We start from the raw sequence: 21833 nt of genomic DNA, 5'->3' as shown, positions 1-21833 counted from the left end.
ACCGCAGCCACGCCGGGGCTCGGCGATCAGCACCACATCTTCACAAGGCCCGGAATTGCAACGATCCTGGAGGTTCCGCCCAGGTGCGGACGAGGCGGACGGACCGCCCCGCGCGGCTTACGCGGGGACCTCCTCGCGCGCCTCGGACATGCGCTGGCTGATGACCGTCGTGACGCCGTCGCCGCGCATCGTCACGCCGTAGAGCGCGTCGGCGATCTCCATGGTGCGCTTCTGGTGCGTGATGACGATGAGCTGCGAGTCCTCCTGGAGCTCGCGGAAGATCTCGAGCAGGCGGCCGAGGTTCACGTCGTCCAGGGCGGCCTCGACCTCGTCCATGACGTAGAACGGCGAGGGCCGCGCCTTGAAGATCGCGACGAGGAGCGCGACCGCCGTGAGCGAGCGCTCGCCGCCGGACAGCAGGGACAGGCGCTTGACCTTCTTCCCCGCGGGGCGGGCCTCGACCTCGATGCCCGTGGTCAGCATGTCGTCCGGGTCGGTGAGGACCAGGCGCCCCTCGCCGCCCGGGAACATGCGCGCGAACACGCGCTCGAACTGCTCGGCGGTGTCGCGGTACGCGTCCGAGAACACCCGCTCGACGCGCTCGTCGATCTCCTTGACGATCTCCAGCAGGTCGGCGCGCGACTTCTTGAGGTCGGCCAGCTGGTCGGCGAGGAACTTGTGCCGCTCCTCGAGCGCGGCGAACTCCTCGAGCGCGAGCGGGTTCACCTTGCCGAGGCGGCCCAGGTCGCGCTCCGCGGCGCGCAGCCGCTTCTCCTGCTGGGCGCGGTCGTACGGGACCGTGCGGGGCTCGCCGTCGTCGGAGGGGACGGGGACCTCGCGGTGCGGGCCGAGCTCCTCGACCAGGACGGCCGGGTCGAGCCCGAGCTCGTCGACGCTGCGCGCCTGGAGCTGCTCGATGCGCAGCTGCTGCTGCGCGCGCGCCACCTCGTCGCGGTGCGCGACGTCGGTCAGCTCGCGCAGGCGCGCCGCCAGGTCGTCGACCTCGCGGCGCGCAGCGGTCACCGCGGTGTCGCGCTCGGCCCGCGCCGCCTCCGCGGCGTCCCGCTCCGCGCCCGCCCGGGCCAGCGACCGGTCGATCGCGGCGAGGGCGAGCGTCGCGCCGTCGCGCACCGCGGACGCGCGGCCCGCCTGCCGCACCCGCGCCGCCTCGCGCCGCGCGGCCCGCTCGCGCGCGTCGCGCTCCGCGGCGGCAGCCCGGGCCAGCGACTGGGCCCGGCCCGCGACCGCCCGCGACCGCTCCTCGCTCGTGCGCAGGGCGAGCCGTGCCTCGGTCTCGGCCGTGCGCGCCGCCGAGGCACGTGCGAGGAGGCGGTCGCGCTCGGCGCTCGCCTCCGCCACCGCGTCCTCGGACTGCTCCGGCGCCGCCTCCGCGACCTCGAGCCGCTCGACGAGCCCGGCGAGCGTCTCGCGTGCGTCGTCGAGACCCTGGGACGCCCGCTCCAGCGACGCGCGCACGCGCTCGGCCTCCGCGGCGGCCGAGCGCGCGGTCGCCCCCAGGTGCCCGAGCTGCTCCGCGACCGCGGCGAGCTGCGCGTCGGACTCGTTGAGCCGGTCTAGCGTGTCCTCGTACCGGGCGCGCGCCTCCTGCGCCGCCTCGCCCGCGCCCACGAGGGCGAACCGGGCGCGCTCGGCGCGGGCCGTCGCGTCGGCGTGCGCCGTGCGCGCCTCGTCGAGCGCCGACTGCAGGTGCAGCACGCTCGGCGCCGACGCCGACCCGCCCCACGCGCGCGTCGTCGCCAGGAGGTCCCCGCCCCGCGTCACGACGGCGACGTCCGGGTGCCGCGCCACGAGCGCTCGCGCCTGGCCCAGGTCGTCGACGACGGCCACGCCCGCGAGCAGGGACCGCACCGCCTCGCCGACGCCGCCGGCGGCGGTGACGACGTCGACGGCCCAGCGTGCGCCGTCGGGCAGGTCGACGGCGGCGGGGCCCGGGCCGGGCTCCGCGGTCGCCACGACGAGGCCCGCGCGCCCGGCGTCCTCCGTGCGCAGGTACCGCAGCGCGTCGACCGCGGCGTCGACCGACTCGACCGCGACCGCGTCGGCGGCCGGGCCCAGCGCTGCGGCGACCGCGTCCTCGTATCCCGCCTCGACGCCGAGCAGGGCCGCGAGCGACCCCACGACGCCGACGCCGTCCGCCGCGAGGAGCGCGCCCGCGCCGTCCTTGCGGTCGAGGCTCAGCTCGAGCGCCTCGATGCGCGCGCTCCACGTCGCGCGCTCCTGGTCCGCGGCGGACGCGTCCGCCTCCAGGCCCGTCACGGCGGCGGTCGTGCGCTCGACCGCGTCCGCCGCGGCCTCGTGCTCGGCGTCGAGGCCCTCCTCCCCCTCCTCGGCACCGACCACCTGGGTCTCGAGCACCGCGAACTCGGTGCGCGCCTGCGTGCCCCGGTGCTCGGCCTCCGCGAGCGACTCGCGCAGCCGTCCGATCTCGGCCTCCGCCGCCTCGACGCGCGTGCGCTGCGCCGCGACCTGCCCGGCGAGCCGCGCGAGACCCTCGCGGCGGTCCGCGGCACCGCGCAGCAGCGTCGCGACGGCCCGCTCCGCCTCCCCCGCGGTCTGCTCGGCGTCCTCCCGGTCGGTGACCGCGGCAGCGAGCACGTCGCGCGCGCGGGCGACCTCCGCCTCGAGCTCCGCCTCGGTCGCGCGCACGCGCTCGGCCTGCGCCTCGAGCTCGTCCGGGTCCTGCCCGCGGGGCGCCGCCTCGGGGCGCCCGAGGAGACGCACGCGCTCCTCGGCGAGCGTGCGCGTGCCGCGCAGCCGCTCGCGCAGCGACGAGAGCCGGAACCAGACGTCGGTCGCGGCCCCGAGGGCGGGCGCGGCCTCCGCGGCCTCGCGCTCGAGCCGGCCGAGCGTGTCGCGCGCCGTCGCGAGCGCGCGCTCGACCTCCGCCTGCTGCGTGCGCAGGGCCGCCTCGTCGGCCATCTCCTGCTCGAGCGTCGCGGTGAGCTGGGCGAGGTCGTCGGCGAGGAGGCGGGCCCGCGCGTCGCGCAGGTCGGCCTGGATCGTGGCGGCCTTGCGCGCGATCTCCGCCTGCCGCCCCAGCGGGCCGAGCTGGCGCCGGATCTCCGTCGTGAGGTCCGCGAGCCGCGTGAGGTTGGCCTGCATCGCGTCGAGCTTGCGGAGCGCCTTCTCCTTGCGCTTGCGGTGCTTGAGGACGCCCGCGGCCTCCTCGACGAAGCCGCGGCGGTCCTCGGGCGTCGCGCGCAGGACGGCGTCGAGCTGTCCCTGGCCGACGATCACGTGCATCTCCCGGCCGAGGCCCGAGTCGGAGAGGAGGTCCTGGATGTCGAGCAGGCGGCACGCGCTGCCGTTGATCGCGTACTCGGACCCGCCGCTGCGGAACAGCGTGCGGGAGATCGTCACCTCGGTGTAGTCGATCGGCAGGGCGCCGTCGGTGTTGTCGATCGTCAGGGACACCTCGGCGCGCCCGAGCGGGGGCCGGCCGGAGGTGCCGGCGAAGATGACGTCCTCCATCTTGCCGCCGCGCAGGGTCTTGGCGCCCTGCTCCCCCATCACCCACGCGAGCGCGTCGACGACGTTCGACTTGCCCGAGCCGTTCGGCCCGACGACGCACGTCACGCCGGGCTCGAAGCTCAGCGTCGTCGCGGACGCGAACGACTTGAAGCCGCGCAGCGTCAGGGTCTTGAGGTGCACGGACCCGAGCCTAGTGCGGCGCTCCCACGATCCTGCGGACGTCCGCGACCGGCCGTGGCGGACCGCGCACACCGCGGCGGGCACGCGAACGCCCCGCCCCGGAGGCCCGGGACGGGGCGGACGTGCGCGTGCGGGTCAGCCGAGCTCGGGGAACCAGAGCGCGATCTCGCGCGCGGCGGACTCGAGCGAGTCCGACCCGTGCACGAGGTTCTGCTGGACCTTGAGGCCCCAGTCGCGGCCGAGGTCGCCGCGGATCGTGCCGGGCAGCGCCTCGGTCGGGTTGGTCGCGCCGGCGAGCGAGCGGAAGCCGGGGACGACGCCCTGGCCCTCGGCCACGACCGCGAGGATCTTGCCCGAGAGCATGAAGTCGACGAGCGGCTGGAAGAACGGCTTGCCCTCGTGCTCGGCGTAGTGGGCGGCGAGCAGCTCGGGCGTCGCGTCGAGCAGGCGCACGGCGGCGAGCGTGTAGCCCTTGGCCTCGACGCGCCGGAGGATCTCGCCGGACAGGCCGCGGCGGACGCCGTCGGGCTTGACGAGGATGAGGGTGCGCTCGATGGTCTCGGTCAGTGCGGGTGCGACGTCGGTCATGGTCGCCGAGCCTACCGGCCGTCGGACCGTGCGCCGCGCCCCGCGGGTGGCCGCCCGGCCGCGTGCGCGCCGTGCCGTCAGCCGGCGTTGGGCGCGGTCTCGGGGTGCTCGGCGTCGTAGGCCGCGCGCTCGCGGTCGATGCGCCCGCCGAGGCGGATCGAGACGATCCACAGGACGACGAAGAGGCCGCCCACGAGGAACATCATGGGCACGACCAGCCCGAGCGCGAGCACGGGCACCTGCACCACGGACCCGGCGACGTACCCGCCGGGCGTGCCCACCATGCGCGACAGCACGACGAGCACGACGGCGAGCACCCCGCCCACGACCCAGATCGACGTCGCGGACGGCAGCTCGAGCGGGCCGCGCGAGTACGGCACGTCGCGCAGGCCGTAGGCCACGAGCGTCGCGAACACGACGAGGAACGCCTCGAGCAGGAGCGTGGTCGACGCGAACTGGACCTTCGCGGGCTTCTTGGGCTTGATGCGGTCGCCCGGGGACGGGCGCACCGGGCCCGCCGCGCGGCCGTGGCGGGACGGCTGCGCGGCGGGCTGCGACGGCGAGATGCTCACCCGGTCAGGATACCGGCGCGCCGTCGCGCTCCCGGCTCCCGGGGCGCTCGTCGTCCGGTCCACCGCCGCCCGCGGGCACGACGACCGCGGCACCGTCGACCTGGCCCGTCACGGGGGCGTCCTCGCGCAGGTCGCCGTGGTCCGCGACGGCCTCGCCGCGCGCGACCATCCCGGCGACGTCGGACAGCTTGACCTCGCGCAGGAACAGCGCGAGCACGAACCCGACGAGGACGAGCGGGACCAGGTACCAGAACGCGGGGGCGAGCGCATCGGTGAACGCGTCGACGACGCCCGTGTGGATCGGCTCCGGGAGCTGCTGCACCAGCTCGGGCGTGAGCGAGGAGCCCTCCGCGCCGGCGGGGGCCGCACCGCCCGGCACGCCCGCGAAGACGCCCTCGAGGTTGTCGGCGAGCCGCGACGTGAAGATGGTGCTGAACAGCGCCGTCCCGACGGCCGCGCCGATCTCGCGGAAGAAGTTGTTCGCGCTCGTGGCGGTCCCGATCTCGTGCGGGTCGACCGAGTTCTGCACGGCGAGCACGATCGTCTGCATGACGAGGCCCATCCCGGCGCCCATGACGAAGATCATCGCGCCGAAGAGCCACATCGACATGTCGCCCGTGATGCGCGTGAGCCAGACCATCCCGGCCGCGGTGATCGCGAGCCCCACCACCGGGTAGATCTTGTACCGCCCGGTCTTGGTGATGGCGATACCGGACCCGATGGCCGTGATCATGACGCCGACCATCATCGGGAGCATGAGGAACCCGGACTCGGTGACCCCGGCGCCCGTGGACATCTGCAGGAACGTCGGGAGGAACGCGAGCGCCGAGAACATGCCCATGCCGAGCACGAGGCCGATGAGCGTCGCGATGGTGAAGGTCCGGTTCTTGAAGAGGTGCAGCGGGAGCAGCGGCTCCTCGGCGCGGTTCTCGACGAGGACGAACGCGACGACCGACACCACGACGGCCGCGACGAGGCCGAGCAGCCACGGGTCGGACCAGTCGTAGCCCGACGACGTCGTCAGGGACTCCCAGCTCGTCACCAGGACGATGCCGGACGTCGCGACGACGAGGAAGAAGATGCCCGCGACGTCGATCTTGCGGCCCGCGCGGTGCGAGGGGAGCTTGAGCGCGACCCACGCCACGACGAACGCGGCGACGCCGATGGGCACGTTGATCCAGAACGCCCAGCGCCAGCCCGGGCCCTCGGTGAACCAGCCGCCGAGGAGCGGCCCGATGACCGCGGCGATGCCGAAGAGCGCGCCCATGGGCCCCATGTACTTGCCGCGGTCCTTGGCGGGGACGATGTCGGCGATGATCGCCTGCGACAGGATCATCAGGCCGCCGCCGCCGAGGCCCTGGACGCCGCGCCAGGCGACGAGCTCGGGGAACGACTGCGCGAACCCGGCGCCGGCCGACGCGACCGTGAAGAGGCCGATCGCGACGAGGAACGGCCAGCGGCGGCCCCAGAGGTCGCCGAACTTGCCGTAGAGCGGCATGACGATGGCGATCGCCAGGATGTAGGCCGTGATGACCCAGCCCTGGTGCTCGACGCCGTGGAGCTCGCCGACGATCGTCGGCATCGCGGTGCCGACGATCGACTGGTCGAGCGAGGACAGGAACATCGACGCCATGAGCGCGCCGAAGATCACCCACACGGTGCGCGGGGTGAGCACGACGAGCGGCTTGCCGCCGTCGACGGGTGGTGCTGCGGTGGAGGAGGCCATGAGGATCCGGTTCGGTCGGGACGGACGGGCGCACGCCGACGGGCGCGGCCCGTCGTCGGGTGGGGGCTGGTGAGGTGCGGGAGGTCGGGTGGGAGACCCGAGCGGTGGTGTCCTCGCGCGGGGCGAGGGGCTGCGGTCAGGGGGCCGCGGGATCAGGGGCGCGCGTGTCGCGGAGCAGCGCGCGGAGCTGGTCGACGACGCCCGGCAGGTGGTCCACCGGCTCGCCCTCGCGGCCCCGCTGCTGCCACTCGACCGTGCTCGCCCGCAGGAGGCTCATGACGACGAGCGCCAGGAGCTCGGGGTCCGGGACGAACGGCCGGACCGCGCGACGTGCGACGAGCATCTCGACGAGCTCCGCGCGGTGGCCCTCGACCCACGCGACGTGACGCGCGACGAGGTGCGGCTCGCGCTGCACGAGCTCGAGCGTGCGCGCCATGCGCTCGGGGGCGACGACCTCGTGCGCGAGCACGTCGGCCACCACGACCTCGAGGTCGTCGAGGAGCGCGCCCGTCGGACCGCCGGAGACGAAGGCCGCGACGACGTCCGGTCGGACCGAGAACTCCTCGAGGCCGAGCACGGCGTCGTCCTTCGCGGGGAAGTAGTTGAAGAACGTGCGGGGCGAGACGCCGACGGCCGCGCAGATGTCCTCGACCGTCACGGCGTCGAGGCCGCGGTCGAGGACGAGGGTCTGCGCGGCGTCGACGAGGGCCTCGCGGCGCGCGCGCTTCTTGCGCTCCCGCAGCCCGCCGGGCGACGGCACGAGGCATGCCGCGGCCCGCTCGGCCACGGAGGGGCGAGCGGGCACGTCAGGCGGAGTCGTCGGCACGAGGAGCATTCTTGCATCCTCTGCAATTTTGCATCAACTGCAATATCGAGTGACGGAGGTCACACCTCCGCGGCGTCAGACCTCGCCGAACCCGCCCTCCACCGCCTCGACCACCGCGCGCACGGCGTCCGCGGCCTGCGGGCCCTCCCCCGTGACCGTGAGCTCCTGCCCGCCGGTCGCGCCGAGCTTCATGAGCTCGAGGACGCTCGCCCCGTTGACGCCGTCGATCGCGACGCTCGCGTCGAACCCGGCGACCAGGCGGGCGAGCACGGCGGCGGGCCGGGCGTGCAGGCCGAGCGGGTTGCGCAACGTCACGACGGCGCGGGCCTCCCCCGCCGGCGGGGCGCCGTCCGCAGGGTTCTCCTCCCCCGCCTCCGGTGCCGCAGCGGGGACGGCGAACGTGCCGCCCGCGTGCTCCGCGGACGCGAGGACCTCGGCCACGTCGCCGCCGCCGTGCGCGGTGACGGCCGCCGCGACGGCGCCCTCGACGAACGGCGCGTCCGCGAGCAGCACGCGCCCGTCGAAGCCGTCCTCCAGGTCCAGCACCGACTCGACCGTCATCACGGCCGAGCCCAGGTCCGCGAGCACGACGACGCCGTCCGCGACGCGCAGCGCCTCGTCGATCGCGCCGGAGACGCGGTCGTAGCTCGTGCCGAGGCCGCCGTCGTCCGTCCCGCCCGCCGCGAGCAGCAGGACGCCGGGCGCCATCTGCGCGGACAGCTCGACGGCCCCCTGCGCGAGGCGCTGCGAGTGGGACACGAGGACGAGCGCGACCCGGGCCCGCGTGCCGACCGGTCCGGCCACGCCGCTCACGCCGCCGCCGCGTCGCGCGCGGCCTCGAGCAGGATCGCGGTCGACGTCGCGCCCGGGTCCTGGTGGCCCGCGCTGCGCTCGCCGAGGTAGCTCGCCCGGCCCTTCGTCGCCACGAGCGGCGCGGTCGCCTCGGCGCCCTCGCGCGCGGCCCGGGCGGCGGCCGCGAGGACGTCGGCCGTCGAGCCGCCCGCGTCGGCCGCGGCCTCCGCCGCGTCGACCGCGGGCTGCCAGGCGTCGACCATCGTCTTCTCGCCGACCTGCGCCTTGCCGCGCGCGGAGATGCCCTCGAGCGCTCCCTCGAGCAGCGCGACGACGCCGTGCGCGTCGAGCTCCGCGAGGCCGGTCACCTTCGCGGCGCGCAGGTAGGCGGTCCCGTAGAGCGGGCCCGAGGCGCCGCCGACGGACGACATGAGCGTCGTGGCCACGAGCTTGAGCACGTCGCCGATCTGGCCCGGCGGCTGCTCGCCGTCGGCCGCCCCGTCGAGCTTGGCGACCACCGCGCGGAAACCCCGGTCGAGGTTCTCGCCGTGGTCGCCGTCACCGATCTGGCGGTCCAGCTCCGTCAGCTCGTCCCGCGCCGCCGCGATCCGCTCCGCGCTCAGCCGGGTCCATCGCTCGGCCCAGGCCACGTCCAGCGTCATGCCCCACCTCTCCTCGCCGTCGAGCCGGCGGTGCGCCGGCTCCAGGAGACTGCACGAAAGGGCACCCGCTCACCAGCGCAGCGCGGCCGTGTGGACGGGAGCGTCCCACAGGGCGGTGAGCTCGTCGTCCAGGCGCAGCACGGTGACCGACGCACCCTGCATCTCCAGCGACGTGACGTAGTTGCCGACGAGCGAGCGCGTCACGCGTACGCCGCGCCCTTCGAGCAGCCTCCTCGCCTGACGATAGACGACGTACAGCTCGGACAGCGGGGTACCGCCCATTCCGTTAACGAACAGCAACACGTCCTCGCCGTCGGCGAGGCCCAGGTCGTCGGCCACGGGATCGACCAGCCGCTGCGTGATCTCGTCCGCCGACGCGAGCGGGATCCGGTGCCGCCCGGGCTCGCCGTGGATCCCGATGCCGATCTCGACCTCGTCGTCGCCGAGGTCGAAGCTCGGCCTGCCCACGTGCGGCACGGTGCACGCCGTGAGGGCGACGCCCATCGAGCGCACGTTCGCCACGACGCGCCCGGCGATCTCCGTCACGGTGCCGAGGTCGTCGCCGCGCTCGGCCGCCGCGCCCGCGATCTTCTCGACCGCGACCGTCCCCGCGACGCCGCGCCGACCCGCGGTGTAGAGCGAGTCCTCGACCGCGACGTCGTCGTTGACGAGGATGCTCGTGACCTCGGTGCCCTCGGCCTCGACGAGCTCGACCGCCGTCTCGAAGTTCAGCACGTCGCCCGTGTAGTTCTTGACGATCGCGAGCACGCCGGCGCCCGAGTCGGCGCCGAGGATCGCCGGGACGATCTGGTCGGGCGTCGGCGAGGTGAACACCGCGCCCGGCACCGCGGCGTCGAGCATCCCCGGCCCGACGAAGCCCGCGTGCAGCGGCTCGTGGCCCGAGCCGCCGCCCGAGACCAGCCCGACCTTGCCGGCCACCGCGCCGCCGGCGCGCGACACGTACGGGGGCGCGAGGTGCACCTGCACGAGGTCGGCGTGCGCCTGGCCGAAGCCCTCGAGGGACTCCGTCACCGCGTCCTGGGGATCGTTGAGCAGCTTCTTCACCGGTCATCCCTCCATCGGTCCGTGCGCCCGGTGCTCCGGGCGCCGACAGCCCCCGCGACGTCGGCAGGCCGCGCCCGGCGTGCCCGCCGCCGTCGTCGCCTCCATCAAACACCCGGCCGCCGCGCGCCGCGCGGCGTCCGGGCGTCAGCCGCGACCGAGCAGGACGCGCGCGTCGGCCACCGTCACGACCGAGCCCGTGACCAGGACGCCCGTGCCCGTGCCGACGCCCACGGCGTCGTCGCGCTCGACGAGGTCGACCGCCACCTGGAGCGCCTCGTCGAGGCGCTCGGTGCTGTGCACGCGGTCCTCGCCGAAGACGTCGGCCGCGAGCTCGGCGAGCTCCGTCGGGTCGGCCGAGCGCTCCGAGCTGTTGCGCGTCACGACGATCTCCGCGAGCACCGGCTCGAGCGCCGCGAGGAGCGGCTCGGCGTCCTTGTCGGCCATGATCGCGACGACGCCGACGAGGTGGCGCAGGTCGAACGCCTCGCCGAGCGCCGTCGCGAGCGCCTCGGCCCCTGCGGCGTTGTGCGCCGCGTCAACGAGGACGGTCGGGCTGGACCGCACGACCTCGAGCCGTCCCGGCGACGTGACGTCCGCGAAAGCCGCCTCGACGAGCGTGCCGTCGAGCGCCCGGCCGCCGAGGAACGCCTCCACCGCGCCGAGCGCGAGCAGCGCGTTGTGCGCCTGGTGCTCGCCGTGCAGCGGGAGGAACACCTCGGTGTAGAGCGCAGCGGGCGTGCGCAGGTCGAGGAGCTGGCCGCCGACCGCGACCTGGCGCGCGGCGACGTCGAGGTCGACGCCCTCGCGCAGCAGGCGCGCCCCGACGCGCTCCGCCCGGGCCCGCAGCACCTCCTCGACCTCGGGGCGCTGCGCCGCCGAGACGACGGTCGCGCCCTCCTTCACGATGCCCGACTTGACCGTCGCGATCTCCTCGAGCGTGCTCCCGAGCCACCGCTCGTGGTCGAGCGCGACGGGCGTCACGACGGCGACCTCCGCGTCGACCACGTTGGTCGAGTCCCACTCGCCGCCCATGCCGACCTCGACGATCGCGACGTCGACGGGCGTGTCCGCGAACGCGGCGAACGCCACGCCCGTGAGGACCTCGAAGAAGCTGAGCTGTGACTGCCCGCTCTCCGCGAGCTCCGCGTCGACGACCTGCACGTAGGGGTAGACGTCCTCCCACACCTCGACGAACCGGCGCGCCGAGAGCGGCTCGCCGTCGACGACGATCCGCTCGGTGACGCTCGTCAGGTGCGGGCTCGTGAACAGGCCGGTGCGCAGGCCGTGCTCACGCACGAGACGCTCCGCGACGCGCGCGGTGCTCGTCTTGCCGTTGGTCCCGGTGAGATGGATCGTCCGGAACGCGTGCTGCGGGTCGCCGAGCAGCTCGAACAGGCGCCGCACCCGGTCGATCGTCGGGTCGAAGTCGTGCTCGGGAGTACGGGACACGATGTGCTGGTAGACGCGCTCGAGGTCCGCCTGCGCGGCGGCGTCCTCCGCCGCCGCGCGGGCGTCCTTCGCGCTCTGCCGTCGTGCGGCGCCGGAGTCCTTGCGTGCGGCGCTCACAGGTTCGCCTCCTCGACGGTGCCAGCGTCCGGGACGGTGCCGTCGGCCTTCTCGACGCGCACGGAGCGCACGTCGGTCGGCGACGTCTCGACGACGACGTCGACCGCGAGCGTCTCGCGCGCGACGAGGTCGCGGTGCTCCTCGACGGCCGCGAGCCACTCGCCCGGCACGTCGAGCGAGAGCCGGATGCGGTCGGCGACGTCGAGCCCGGCGGCCTTGCGCGCGTCCTGCACGTCGCGGATCACGTCGCGCGCGTAGCCCTCGGCGAGCAGCGCGTCGTCGAGCGCGAGGTCGAGGACGGCGAACCCGCCGCTCGCGAGCACCGCGGCGGCGATGCTCGGCGCCTCCCCCTCGGCGACGCCGCGGTCGGCGACCACCGTCGTCAGCTCGTACTCCGCGGGCAGGAGCGCGACGTCGCCGTCGTCCGTCGTCACGACGACCTCCCCGGCGTCGTCCACGCGCCACGCACCGGCCTTGGCGGCCTTGATGACGGCCTGGACCCCGCGGCCCAGGCGCGGGCCCGCGGCGCGGGCGTTGACCGCGAGGCGCTGCGTGATGCCGAAGCGCTCCGCGGCGTCCGAGTCGGTGGACTCGAGCTCGACGGCCTTGACGTTGAGCTCGCGCGCCAGCAGGTCCGTGTACGGCGCGAGCGCCCCCGGGTCGTCCACGACGACCGTGAGCCGCGCGAGCGGCTGGCGCACCCGGAGCTGGTGCGCCTTGCGCAGGCCGAGCGCGGCCGACGCGACGGCGCGGACCTCGTCCATCGCGGCGACGAGCGCCGGGTCGGCGACGAGGGACGCGTCCGGGACGTGACGCACGGCCACCGCGGACGAGCCGTCCTCGCCGACGAACCGCTCGCCGACCTCCTCGGTGGACGCCGGCCAGTCGGTGAGGTGGACCGAGCGCCCGCCGGTCAGGCCGCGCCACACCTCCTCCGCGAGCAGCGGGGCGAGCGGCGCCATGACGCGCGTGAGCGTCTCGAGCGCCGTGTACAGCGTGTCGAACGCGTCGGCGTCCTCCGCCCAGAACCGGTCGCGCTGGGTGCGCACGTACCAGTTGGTCAGGACGTCGAGGTGCTCGCGCACGGTCTCGCACGCGCCCGCGATGTCGTACGCGTCGAGCTGCCCGGTCACTCGCACCACGAGGTCGTGGGTGCGCGCGAGCAGGTAGCGGTCGAGCGCCGGGAGCCCGGCCACGCGCTCGGGCGCGACCTTCTGCGCGACGTACCCGGCGGGCTCGACGGGCTCGCCCGCCCGCGCCTGCGCCTTCGACGTGTTCGCGTACAGGGTGAAGAAGTAGTACGTGCTCCACAGCGGGAGCAGCACCTGGCGCACCGCGTCGCGGATCCCGTCCTCGGTGACGACGAGGTTGCCGCCGCGCAGGATGGGCGAGCTCATGAGGAACCAGCGCATCGCGTCGGAGCCGTCGCGGTCGAAGACCTCGTTGACGTCCGGGTAGTTGCGCAGCGACTTGCTCATCTTGCGGCCGTCGGAGCCCAGCACGATGCCGTGCGAGACGGCCGAGCGGAACGCCGGGCGGTCGAACAGCGCGGTCGCGAGCACGTGCAGCGTGTAGAACCAGCCGCGCGTCTGGCCGATGTACTCGACGATGAAGTCGCCGGGGTTGTGGTGCTCGAACCAGTCGGTGTTCTCGAACGGGTAGTGCACCTGCGCGTAGGGCATGGACCCCGAGTCGAACCAGACGTCCATGACGTCCTCGACGCGGCGCATGGTCGAGCGGCCCGTCGGGTCGTCCGGGTTGGGGCGCGTGAGGCGGTCGACGAACGGCCGGTGCAGGTCCGGCTCGCCCTTCTCGTTGCGCGGGAGGGTGCCGAAGTCCCGCTCGATCTCGGCGAACGAGCCGTACACGTCGACGCGCGGGTGCTGCGGGTCGTCCGAGCGCCACACCGGCACCGGGCTGCCCCAGAACCGGTTGCGCGTGATCGACCAGTCGCGCGCGTTCTCCAGCCACTTGCCGAACTGGCCGTGCTGGATGTGGTCGGGCGTCCAGGAGATCTGCTCGTTGAGCTCGACCATGCGGTCCTTGAACTTCGACACCGCGACGAACCACGACGAGACGCCCATGTAGATGAGCGGCTTGCGGCAGCGCCAGCAGTGCGGGTAGGAGTGCGCGTACGACTCGCGGCGCAGCAGCACCGTGCCGGGGCTCGTGGCGCCGAGCGGGAGGTCCGGCGTCTCCTCCCCCTGCGCGGCCGCGGCGTCGTGGCGCGTGCGGCCCTTGAGGTGGTCGATGATGAGCGCGTTCGCGTCGAAGACCTGGAGGCTCTCGTAGTCGACGACGGGGAAGACGAACTTGCCGTCGGACGCGACCGGGAGCACCGGCTCGACGCCCTCGCGGTCGGAGACGACCTTGTCCTCCTCGCCGAACGCGCCGGCGTTGTGCACGAGCCCGGTGCCGTCCGTGGTCGTGACGAAGTCGGCCTCGACGACCCGGTGCGCACCGGCGTGCCCGGCGAAGTAGGAGAACGGCGGCGTGTACGACCGCCCGACGAGGTCGGCGCCCGTGAGCCGCTCGACGACCTGCGTCGTCACGTCCTCGACGCCCTCGTCGGCGAGCTCGCGCGCGTACGCCTCGAGACGCTCCGCGGCGATCACGTAGCGCTCCTTGACGCCCGTGCACGACGACTCCACGACGACGTACTCGACGTCGGGGCCGACCATGACGAACAGGTTCGACGGCAGCGTCCAGGGCGTCGTCGTCCAGATGAGCGCGAGCTCGCCCGTCTCGAGCCGGAAGCCGACGGTGACCGCCGGGTCCTGGCGGACCTGGTACACGTCCTCGTCCATGCGCAGCTCGTGGTTCGACAGCGGCGTCTGGTCGTTCCAGCAGTAGGGCAGCACGCGGAAGCCCTCGTAGACGAGGCCCTTGTCGTAGAGCTGCTTGAACGCCCACAGGACCGACTCCATGAACGTCGGGTCGAGCGTCTTGTAGTCGTGCTCGAAGTCGACCCAGCGCGCCTGGCGGGTCACGTAGTCCTGCCACTCGCTCGTGTACTTGAGCACCGACGCGCGGCACGCGTCGTTGAACCGCTCGATCCCCAGCTCGAGGATCTCCTCCTTGGTCTTGATCCCCAGCTGGTCCATCGCCTCGAGCTCGGCGGGCAGGCCGTGCGTGTCCCAGCCGAAGCGACGCTCGACGTGCTTGCCGCGCATCGTCTGGTACCGCGGCACGACGTCCTTCGCGTAGCCCGTGAGCAGGTGCCCGTAGTGGGGCAGGCCGTTGGCGAACGGGGGGCCGTCGTAGAAGACGAACTCGTTGCTGCCGTTCTCCCCGGCGGGGTTGCGCTCGACCGAGGCGCGGAACGTGTCGTCCGCCTCCCAGTAGGCGAGGACCTCGCGCTCGATCGCGGGCAGGTCCGGGGAGGCGGGGACGCCGAACGCGGCTCCGGGGTGCGCGTCGGCGGCGGACGAGGGTGCGCGGTGCAGCGGGTAGGCCATGGTCTCGAGGACTCCGGTGAGGTAGCGGTCGGCGGGGTGTCCGCCGTGGTGGTACGGGTCGGTCGTGCTCTCCTGCGAGGACGACTCCCCCACCTGGGGCGGGCTCGCCGCGGTACCACCTCGCTTGCCGGCGCCCGTCCCCGCAGGTGCCCGACGTCGTCGGGCACCACGGGCGGTCGCCGACCGCTCGTCGCAGGCTGTGACGGGCCCACCCGTCCGGGTCTAGTGAGGACCTGCCGCGGGCCGTCAGGCCTGCCCCGCGGCGGGGTTCCCGTTCTTCCGGAGGCTCGCCGGTGATGGCCGGGTCGACGCCTGTGCCTCCATGGTAGCCGCCGCCCGGCGGCGCGCGGTGTAGGCGTCGATGTCGCGAGCGACGAGCCACTCGAGCGTGAGCGGGGGCCCGGCGGCAGCCGACGCGGTGAGGGCGGGGAGGGCGGGTGCCGACGACGGCACGGTGGTCGGGCGGTAGCGGGGGAAGTGCGGGGGAACGTACATGGTGGTCTCGCGTCCTGTGCTCGGCTGGCGTCCGTGGGTGCAGACCCGGTCGTGGCGTCGGACTCATCGCTGAGCCGTGGCGCGGGACCGGCGACCGTCACGCCCCGTCGCAGGGAGGGAGGGGCGGGAGGCTGCTCGCGGACACCAGGTCGAGGCTGCGCAGGGCGCCGCGAGCCCTCAACAACAGGTGGCGGGGAGGACCCGCGGGCGCGCCAGGACGAGCGTGCTGCTCGTGGGGCGCGCGGAGGTCACCCGCACATGGTGCCAGCACGCCCGTCGCGGGACAACCTCCGGTCCAGGACCCGGGCCACTCGCCTGGCCCCTCGTCAGGCCGGTCACCGGACGCGGACGGCGACCTCGTGCCAGCCCGAGGCGCCGTCGGGCGCGGGCGGGGCGACGTCGGCCGTCTGGGTGCGCCCGTCCGCGTCGGTCGCGCGGACCGTCAGCCGGTGCTCCCCCGGCGTCGCGTCCCACGCGTACGACCACTGCCGCCACGTGTCCGGGCCGACCGTGGCGGCGAGCGTCGCGGCGCGCCACGGGCCGTCGTCCACGCGCACCTCGACGCCGTCGACGCCCGTGTGCTGGGCCCACGCCACGCCCGCGACGACGACCTCCCCCGCGTCCACGGCCGCGCCGTCGCGCGGGGTGTCGACGCGCGACGCGAGCTTGATCGGTCCCCGCTCCGACCACCCGCGCGTAGACCAATAGGCGACGTCGTCGGCGAACGTCGTGACCTTGAGCTCGGTGACCCACTTCGTTGCGGACACGTAGCCGTACAGCCCGGGCACGACGAGCCGGGCGGGGAAGCCGTGCTCGGCCGGGAGCGCCTCGCCGTTCATCCCGACGGCGAGCAGGCTCGCCCGGTCGGGGTCGGTGAGGGCGTCGAGCGGCGTGCTCGCCGTCCACCCGTCGGCGCTCGTGGAGAGCACCATGTCGGCGCCGTCCTGCACTCCCGCGCGCGCGAGCAGCTCGCGCACCGGGTACCCGAGCCACCGCGCGTTGCCCACGAGGTCCCCGCCGACCTCGTTGGACACGCACGTGAGCGTGAGGTGGTGCTCGACGAGCGGGAGCGCGAGCAGCTCGTCGAGCGTGATCTCGAACGGGTCGTCGACGAGCCCCGAGACGCGCAGCGTCCACGACGCCGGGTCGACCTGCGGCACGCGCAGCGCCGTGTCGATGCGGTAGAAGTCCGCGTTCGGGGTGACGTACGGCGCGAGCCCGGGGACGCGCAGGTCCGCCCCGGCGGGCACGGCGGGGGCCGGGGTCGCGGGGGCGGGCAGCCGCAGCGCGTCGCGCGCGGCCGTCACGGCTCGCGAGCCGGCGGACACCGCGCGCGACGTCGCGAGCGCGACGACGCCCGCCGCCGCGGCGAGTCCCGTGACGAGGAGGAAGCGGCGGCGGTCGAGGCCGCCGGGCGTCGTCGCCGCGTCGTCGGAGCCGGAGGGCGCGGCCGGGCCGCGCAGCGTCCGGAGCGTCGCGCGCAGCAGCAGCACGGCGACACCCACGCCGACCAGGCTCGGCAGCGCCCAGGCCACGTCCCCGCCCGGCCGGGAGGCGGCGACGACCGCGCCGACCGCCCCGACGGCGGCGAGGAGCAGCGCGCCGGACGGCGGGCGGCGGAGCTCGAGCCAGCCGCTGAGGGCCGCGCCCGCGGCGAGCACGACGCCCATGACCCCGAGCAGCACCGCCTTGTCCGCGGTGCCGAAGGTCGCGACGGCCCAGTCCTTGAGGGGCCCCGGCACCGCGTCGACGACCCCCGCCCCGGCGGCGAACAGCGGGCTCGACCCGGGCGCGACGACGGCCGCGGCGAGCTCGGCCACGGCGAACCCGACGGCCGCCGCGACGACGCCCGCGAGCGCCGCCCGTCCGCCCGCCTGCCCGGCTGCCTGCCGCTGCCCCGTCATGCGCGTCCTCCCGTGGTCCAGTAGACGCCGGGCCGGCCCCGGGCGCCATCGTCGGTTCGGAGCGGCTCCGCTCCCGGACGGGTCGGGGTCAGCGGGCGGACGCGTCGGCGTCGGGCGTGGGCTCCACGCCCTTCGGGACGAGCGGCGCGCGCCACAGGGAGTAGGTGGAGGCCTGCGCGACGGGCCGCAGGATCAGCGAGTCGATGTTCACGTGGTGCGGGCGCGTGACGGCGAACGTCACGACGTCGGCGACGTCGTCGGCGGTGAGCGGGTCCACGACGCCCGCGTAGACGGCGTCGGCCCCGGCCTGGTCCCCGTGGTAGCGGTTGAGCGAGAACTCGGGCGTGTGCACGAGGCCCGGCGCGATCTCGATGACGCGGATCGGCTCGCCCACGAGCTCGAGGCGGAGCGTCTTCGCGACGCCGAGCAGCGCGTGCTTGGACGCGACGTAGCCGGAGCCGCCGACGTACGTGTCGTGGCCCGCGGTCGACGTCATGAGCACGATGTCGCCGCGGCGCGACGTGCGCAGGAGCGGCAGGAAGGCCTGGGTCACGCGCACGGTGCCGAGCACGTTCGTCTCGTACATCGCGCGCCACTCGTCGATCTTCGCCTCGTCGACGGGGTCGACGCCGAGGCCGAAGCCCGCGATGTTGAGCAGCGCGTGCACGGGCCCGCGGGCGCCCGCCTCGGCGACGAGGCGCGCGACGTCGTCGTCGGAGGTCACGTCGCCCACCACGGGGTGGGCGCCCGTGCGCTCCGCGACCTCGGCGAGCCGGTCCGCGCGGCGCGCGAACGCCACGACGTCCCAGCCCCGGGCGCGCAGGAACCGCACGCACGCCTCCCCGATGCCCGACGACGCGCCGGTCACCACGGCGCGCAGGGGCGAGGTCGCAGGGGCGGGGGCGGGCGCGTTCGAGGGCTCGGTCACGACGCACACTCTGTCACGGTCGCGTGTGTAGGCTGGACGACGGACCGCGAACCCCTCGATCGTTCGCCGGAGCGACCTCGTCCTTGGGTCGCGGGTCCGCCCGACGCGAGATGGCGCGTCCGACCCTGGAGAGCCCGCGTCCCCGCCCGGGGACCGCCGTCCGGCTCTCTCCCCGCCTCGCACCCGGAGCAGCTCCGTGCCCTCGCGCCTCACGCCGTCCCTCGTCTCCCGCCGACCCGTCCGCGCCGCCGTCGGCGCGTCGGCGCTCGCCCTCGTGCTCGCCGCCTGCTCGTCCGGCACGACGCCCGGGGGCGACCCGACCTCTGCGGGCGGCGCGACGTCGTCGAGCACGCCCGGGAGCACCGCGTACCCGCTCACGCTCGACGACTGCGGGTTCGAGGTGACGTTCGACGCCGCGCCCGAGCGCGTCGTGACGATCAAGTCGAGCACCACGGAGATGCTCCTGGCCCTCGGGCTCGGCGACCGGATCGTCGCGAGCGCGTTCGCCGACGGGCCGGTGCCCGAGTCGCTGGCCGACGCCGCGGCGGACGTCCCCGCGGTCGTGGAGCCGCTCTCGGACCAGGTCCCGGGTGCCGAAGCGGTCCTGGAGACCGAGCCCGACCTCGTGTACGCGGGCTGGGAGTCCAACCTCACGGCCGACGGCGCCGGCGACCGCGAGACCCTCGCGCAGCTCGGCGTCGCGACCTACGTCTCCCCCGCCGCGTGCAAGGCGCCGGAGTACATGCCCGACCCGCTGACGTTCGACGACGTGTTCGCCGAGATCACCGAGGTGGGCACGATCTTCGACGCCCAGGACGCCGCGGCGGACCTCGTCGCGGAGCAGCGCGCGACGCTCGACGGCGTCGACCGCGACGACCGCGGCCTGACCGCCCTGTGGTACTCGTCGGGCGACGACATCCCGTACGTCGGGGCGGGCATCGGCGCGCCGCAGATGATCATGGACGCCGTCGGGCTCGAGAACGTCGCGGGCGACGTGCACGACACCTGGACGTCGTACGCGTGGGAGGAGGCGGTCGCCGCCGACCCGGACGTGCTCGTCCTCGTCGACGCCGCCTGGAACACCGCCGAGGCGAAGATCGAGCGGCTCGAGTCCAACCCGGCCACGGCCGAGATGACGGCCGTCCGCGAGGGCCGCTACCTGACGATCCCGTTCCCGGCGACCGAGGCGGGCGTGCGCAACGTCGACGCCGTCGTCGACCTCGCCGCGCAGCTGGAGGCGCTCGACCTGTGACGACCCTGCGCACCCGCCCCGCGCCCGCCGCGGCCGACCGTCGCCCGGACGGTCGCGCGCGGCGCGGCGCGGCCTGGTGGGTGCCGGCCGGCGTCGTCGCGCTCGTCGCGACGGTGCTCGTCACGGTGACGATCGGGCCGGCCGACCTCGCCGTCGGCGAGGTGTGGCGCTCGGTCGCGACGCACCTCGGGCTCGGCGGGCTGCTGGGCCTGGAGCCGCTCGGTGCCCTGCAGGACGGCATGGTGTGGCAGCTGCGGCTCCCCCGCGTGCTCACGGCGGCGGCGGTGGGCGCCGGGCTCGCCGTGTGCGGCGTCGTCATGCAGTCGCTCACGCGCAACCCGCTCGCCGACCCCTACCTGCTCGGCCTGTCGTCCGGCGCGTCGCTCGGCGCGGTGCTCGTCCTGGTCGCGGGCTGGACGGTCCTGCTCCCCGTCGCGGCCTTCGGCGGCGCGGTGCTCGCGCTCGTCGCCGCGCTCGGCCTCGCGGGCGCGCTCGGCGCGCTCACGCCCACGCGGACCGTGCTCGCCGGGCTCGCGGTGAGCCAGCTCGCGGCGGCCGCGACGAGCTTCGTCATCTTCTGGTCCGCGACCGGCGACTCGTACCGCGAGATCCTGTCGTGGCTCATGGGGTCCGTCGCGGGCGCGACGTGGACCTCCGTCGCGGTCGCGGGCGGCGCGACGCTCGTGCTCGGGACGTTGCTCGCGTCGACCGGCTCGGTGCTCGACACCTTCACCTTCGGCGACACGGCGGCCTCCGCGCTCGGGGTCGACGTCGCGCGCGTGCGCTGGACGCTCCTCGTGGGCGTCGCGCTGCTCACCGGCGCGCTCGTGTCCCAGTCGGGGTCCATCGGGTTCGTCGGCCTGATCCTGCCGCACGCGGTCCGGCTCCTCACCGGCGCGCGGCACCGGCTGCTCCTCCCGCTCTCCGCGCTGTTCGGCGCGACGTTCCTCGTCTGGGCCGACACGCTCGCGCGCACGGTCTTCGCGCCGCGCGAGCTGCCCGTCGGCATCGTCACCGCCGCGATCGGCGCCCCGGTGTTCGCCCTGCTGCTGTGGCGCGGACGGAGGACCGCGTGAGCGCCCCCGCCGTCGTGGGCACGACCGGGCTCGACGCGGAGCGCGTGTCGTGGTCGGTCGACGGTCGCCTCGTCCTCGACGGCGTCGACTGCACCGCGCCCCCGGGTGCGGTGAGCGGGCTGCTCGGCCCGAACGGCTCCGGGAAGTCCACGCTCCTGCGTGTGCTCGCCGGCGTCCGGGCGCCGTCGGCGGGCCCGGGCCGGGACGGCGCCCGCGTGCGGTTCGACGGCGCCGACCTGCTCGCGCTGCCGCGCCGCCAGCGGGCGCGGGTGCTCGCGCTCGTCGAGCAGGACGCGACGACCGACCTCCCGCTCTCCGTGCTCGACGCCGTGCTGCTCGGCCGCATCCCGCACCGCTCGCTCCTCGCGGGCGACTCCGCGACCGACCGCGACCTCGCCCGGGCGGCGCTCGCCCGCGTCGGGATGGCGGGGTTCGCGGACCGTGAGGTCGCGACGCTCTCCGGCGGCGAGCGCCAGCGCGTGCACCTCGCGCGCGCCCTCGCGCAGGAGCCCGCGCTCCTGCTGCTCGACGAGCCGACCAACCACCTCGACATCGCCGCGCAGCTCGACACGATGCGCGTCCTGCGCGACCTCGCGGACGACGGCGTCACCGTGCTCGCCGCGCTCCACGACCTCAACCTCGCGGCCCAGACGTGCGACCACGTCGTCGTGCTGGCGGACGGCCGCGTCGTCGCGGCGGGCGACGTCCACGACGTGCTCGTGCCCGACGTGCTGGACCCCGTCTACGGCGTGCGGTGCGAGGTCCTCACGCACCCGCGCACCGGCAGGCCGGTGCTGACGTTCGAGCCCCCGGCCTGAGGAACCCTCAGAAGCCGCGCAGCCGTTCGAGGCGCACGCGCAGCGTCACGGCGTAGTCGTCGTGGAAGCCGTCGGGCGTCGTGCCGAGGCCGCGGATGCCGTCGTCGTACTTCGCGTCGTACGCCGCGCGCTCCGCGGCCGAGAGACCGTCGTCGTCGACCGACGCCGTGCCGGTGAGCACGACGACGTCGCCGCCCGACGGGGTGCTGTTGAGGTGCACCGCGACGCGGGGGTTCGCGCGGACGTTGCGCAGCTTGGCCGTGCGCGGCTGGGACTTCACGACGATCTCGTCGGCACCGTCCCAGCGGAACCAGACCGGCGTCGGCTGCGGCGTGCCGTGCGGGTCCACCGTGACGAGCCACACGACCTGCTCGTCGGCGAGCCGCGCCGCAGCGCGTGAGCCGAGGCGCGTCGTGGTGTCGACCGCGGGCAC

At 75.1% G+C, this 21833-nt stretch carries 17 protein-coding genes; 3 read left to right on the top strand and 14 right to left on the bottom strand.

All coding sequences use genetic code 11. The features are described 5' to 3' along the window. Positions 1 to 117: 117 nt before the first annotated feature. The 13 genes from smc to BXA05_RS17380 form a co-directional block, all read right to left on the bottom strand. Positions 118 to 3672 carry a chromosome segregation protein SMC gene (gene smc, locus BXA05_RS17440; RefSeq protein WP_170963197.1) on the bottom strand — a complete coding sequence of 1185 codons (3555 nt, stop codon included), beginning with the start codon at positions 3670 to 3672 and terminating at the stop codon, positions 118 to 120. 135 nt (positions 3673 to 3807) lie between these two features. Further along, the gene (ndk, locus tag BXA05_RS17435) at positions 3808 to 4260 is read right to left on the bottom strand and encodes a nucleoside-diphosphate kinase (RefSeq protein WP_076406426.1); all 453 of its coding nucleotides are present in this window, start codon (positions 4258 to 4260) and stop codon (positions 3808 to 3810) included. 77 nt (positions 4261 to 4337) lie between these two features. Beyond that, the gene (locus BXA05_RS17430) at positions 4338 to 4832 is read right to left on the bottom strand and encodes a DUF4233 domain-containing protein (RefSeq protein WP_342065201.1); all 495 of its coding nucleotides are present in this window, start codon (positions 4830 to 4832) and stop codon (positions 4338 to 4340) included. 4 nt (positions 4833 to 4836) lie between these two features. Then, positions 4837 to 6558 (bottom strand): MDR family MFS transporter, encoded by a 1722-nt coding sequence (locus BXA05_RS17425; RefSeq protein WP_076406424.1) that lies wholly within the window; start codon positions 6556 to 6558, stop codon positions 4837 to 4839. Positions 6559 to 6694: 136 nt separating this feature from the next. Then, complete coding sequence (locus BXA05_RS17420; protein WP_021482601.1) at positions 6695 to 7393, bottom strand: TetR/AcrR family transcriptional regulator; 699 nt, start codon at positions 7391 to 7393, stop codon at positions 6695 to 6697. A gap of 66 nt (positions 7394 to 7459) precedes the next feature. After that, positions 7460 to 8197 carry a dihydroxyacetone kinase phosphoryl donor subunit DhaM gene (dhaM, locus tag BXA05_RS17415; RefSeq protein WP_076406422.1) on the bottom strand — a complete coding sequence of 246 codons (738 nt, stop codon included), beginning with the start codon at positions 8195 to 8197 and terminating at the stop codon, positions 7460 to 7462. Further along, the gene (dhaL, locus tag BXA05_RS17410) at positions 8194 to 8838 is read right to left on the bottom strand and encodes a dihydroxyacetone kinase subunit DhaL (protein ID WP_076406420.1); all 645 of its coding nucleotides are present in this window, start codon (positions 8836 to 8838) and stop codon (positions 8194 to 8196) included. Before dhaL ends, dhaM begins: the two co-directional genes overlap by 4 nt. A gap of 69 nt (positions 8839 to 8907) precedes the next feature. After that, a complete protein-coding gene (gene dhaK, locus BXA05_RS17405) occupies positions 8908 to 9903 on the bottom strand; it encodes a dihydroxyacetone kinase subunit DhaK (protein ID WP_076406418.1) in 996 nt (331 codons plus the stop codon). A gap of 144 nt (positions 9904 to 10047) precedes the next feature. Continuing rightward, entirely contained in the window at positions 10048 to 11469 is a 1422-nt protein-coding gene (locus tag BXA05_RS17400; RefSeq protein ID WP_076406416.1) for a bifunctional folylpolyglutamate synthase/dihydrofolate synthase, read from the bottom strand. After that, positions 11466 to 14927, bottom strand: coding sequence for an isoleucine--tRNA ligase (ileS, locus tag BXA05_RS17395; protein WP_076406595.1), 3462 nt, complete (start codon positions 14925 to 14927; stop codon positions 11466 to 11468). The genes BXA05_RS17400 and ileS overlap by 4 nt, the downstream gene beginning before the upstream one ends. A 246-nt stretch (positions 14928 to 15173) precedes the next feature. Continuing rightward, a complete protein-coding gene (locus tag BXA05_RS17390) occupies positions 15174 to 15422 on the bottom strand; it encodes a hypothetical protein (RefSeq protein WP_043658411.1) in 249 nt (82 codons plus the stop codon). A gap of 335 nt (positions 15423 to 15757) precedes the next feature. Then, on the bottom strand, positions 15758 to 17326 hold the full coding sequence (locus tag BXA05_RS17385) for a molybdopterin-dependent oxidoreductase (protein WP_076406414.1): 1569 nt from the start codon (positions 17324 to 17326) through the stop codon (positions 15758 to 15760). An 88-nt stretch (positions 17327 to 17414) separates the two neighbouring features. Continuing rightward, the gene (locus BXA05_RS17380; protein WP_083712021.1) at positions 17415 to 18254 is read right to left on the bottom strand and encodes an SDR family oxidoreductase; all 840 of its coding nucleotides are present in this window, start codon (positions 18252 to 18254) and stop codon (positions 17415 to 17417) included. A gap of 196 nt (positions 18255 to 18450) precedes the next feature. Between BXA05_RS17380 and BXA05_RS17375 the strand changes: the two genes are divergently transcribed. The 3 genes from BXA05_RS17375 to BXA05_RS17365 are packed head-to-tail and all read left to right on the top strand — an operon-like array spanning position 18451 to position 21400. After that, a complete protein-coding gene (locus BXA05_RS17375; protein WP_076406411.1) occupies positions 18451 to 19506 on the top strand; it encodes a putative F420-0 ABC transporter substrate-binding protein in 1056 nt (351 codons plus the stop codon). Then, on the top strand, positions 19503 to 20582 hold the full coding sequence (locus tag BXA05_RS17370; RefSeq protein ID WP_170963196.1) for a putative F420-0 ABC transporter permease subunit: 1080 nt from the start codon (positions 19503 to 19505) through the stop codon (positions 20580 to 20582). The genes BXA05_RS17375 and BXA05_RS17370 overlap by 4 nt, the downstream gene beginning before the upstream one ends. Beyond that, on the top strand, positions 20558 to 21400 hold the full coding sequence (locus BXA05_RS17365; RefSeq protein WP_452105416.1) for a putative F420-0 ABC transporter ATP-binding protein: 843 nt from the start codon (positions 20558 to 20560) through the stop codon (positions 21398 to 21400). The genes BXA05_RS17370 and BXA05_RS17365 overlap by 25 nt, the downstream gene beginning before the upstream one ends. 7 nt (positions 21401 to 21407) lie before the next feature. Here BXA05_RS17365 and BXA05_RS17360 read toward each other — a convergent pair whose 3' ends face one another. Next, positions 21408 to 21833 (bottom strand): TIGR03667 family PPOX class F420-dependent oxidoreductase, encoded by a 426-nt coding sequence (locus BXA05_RS17360; RefSeq protein ID WP_076406409.1) that lies wholly within the window; start codon positions 21831 to 21833, stop codon positions 21408 to 21410.

The organism is Cellulosimicrobium funkei, from assembly GCF_900155925.1.
Taxonomy (GTDB): Bacteria; Actinomycetota; Actinomycetes; order Actinomycetales; family Cellulomonadaceae; genus Cellulosimicrobium; species Cellulosimicrobium funkei.
This window is presented reverse-complemented; position numbering and strand designations above follow the sequence as displayed.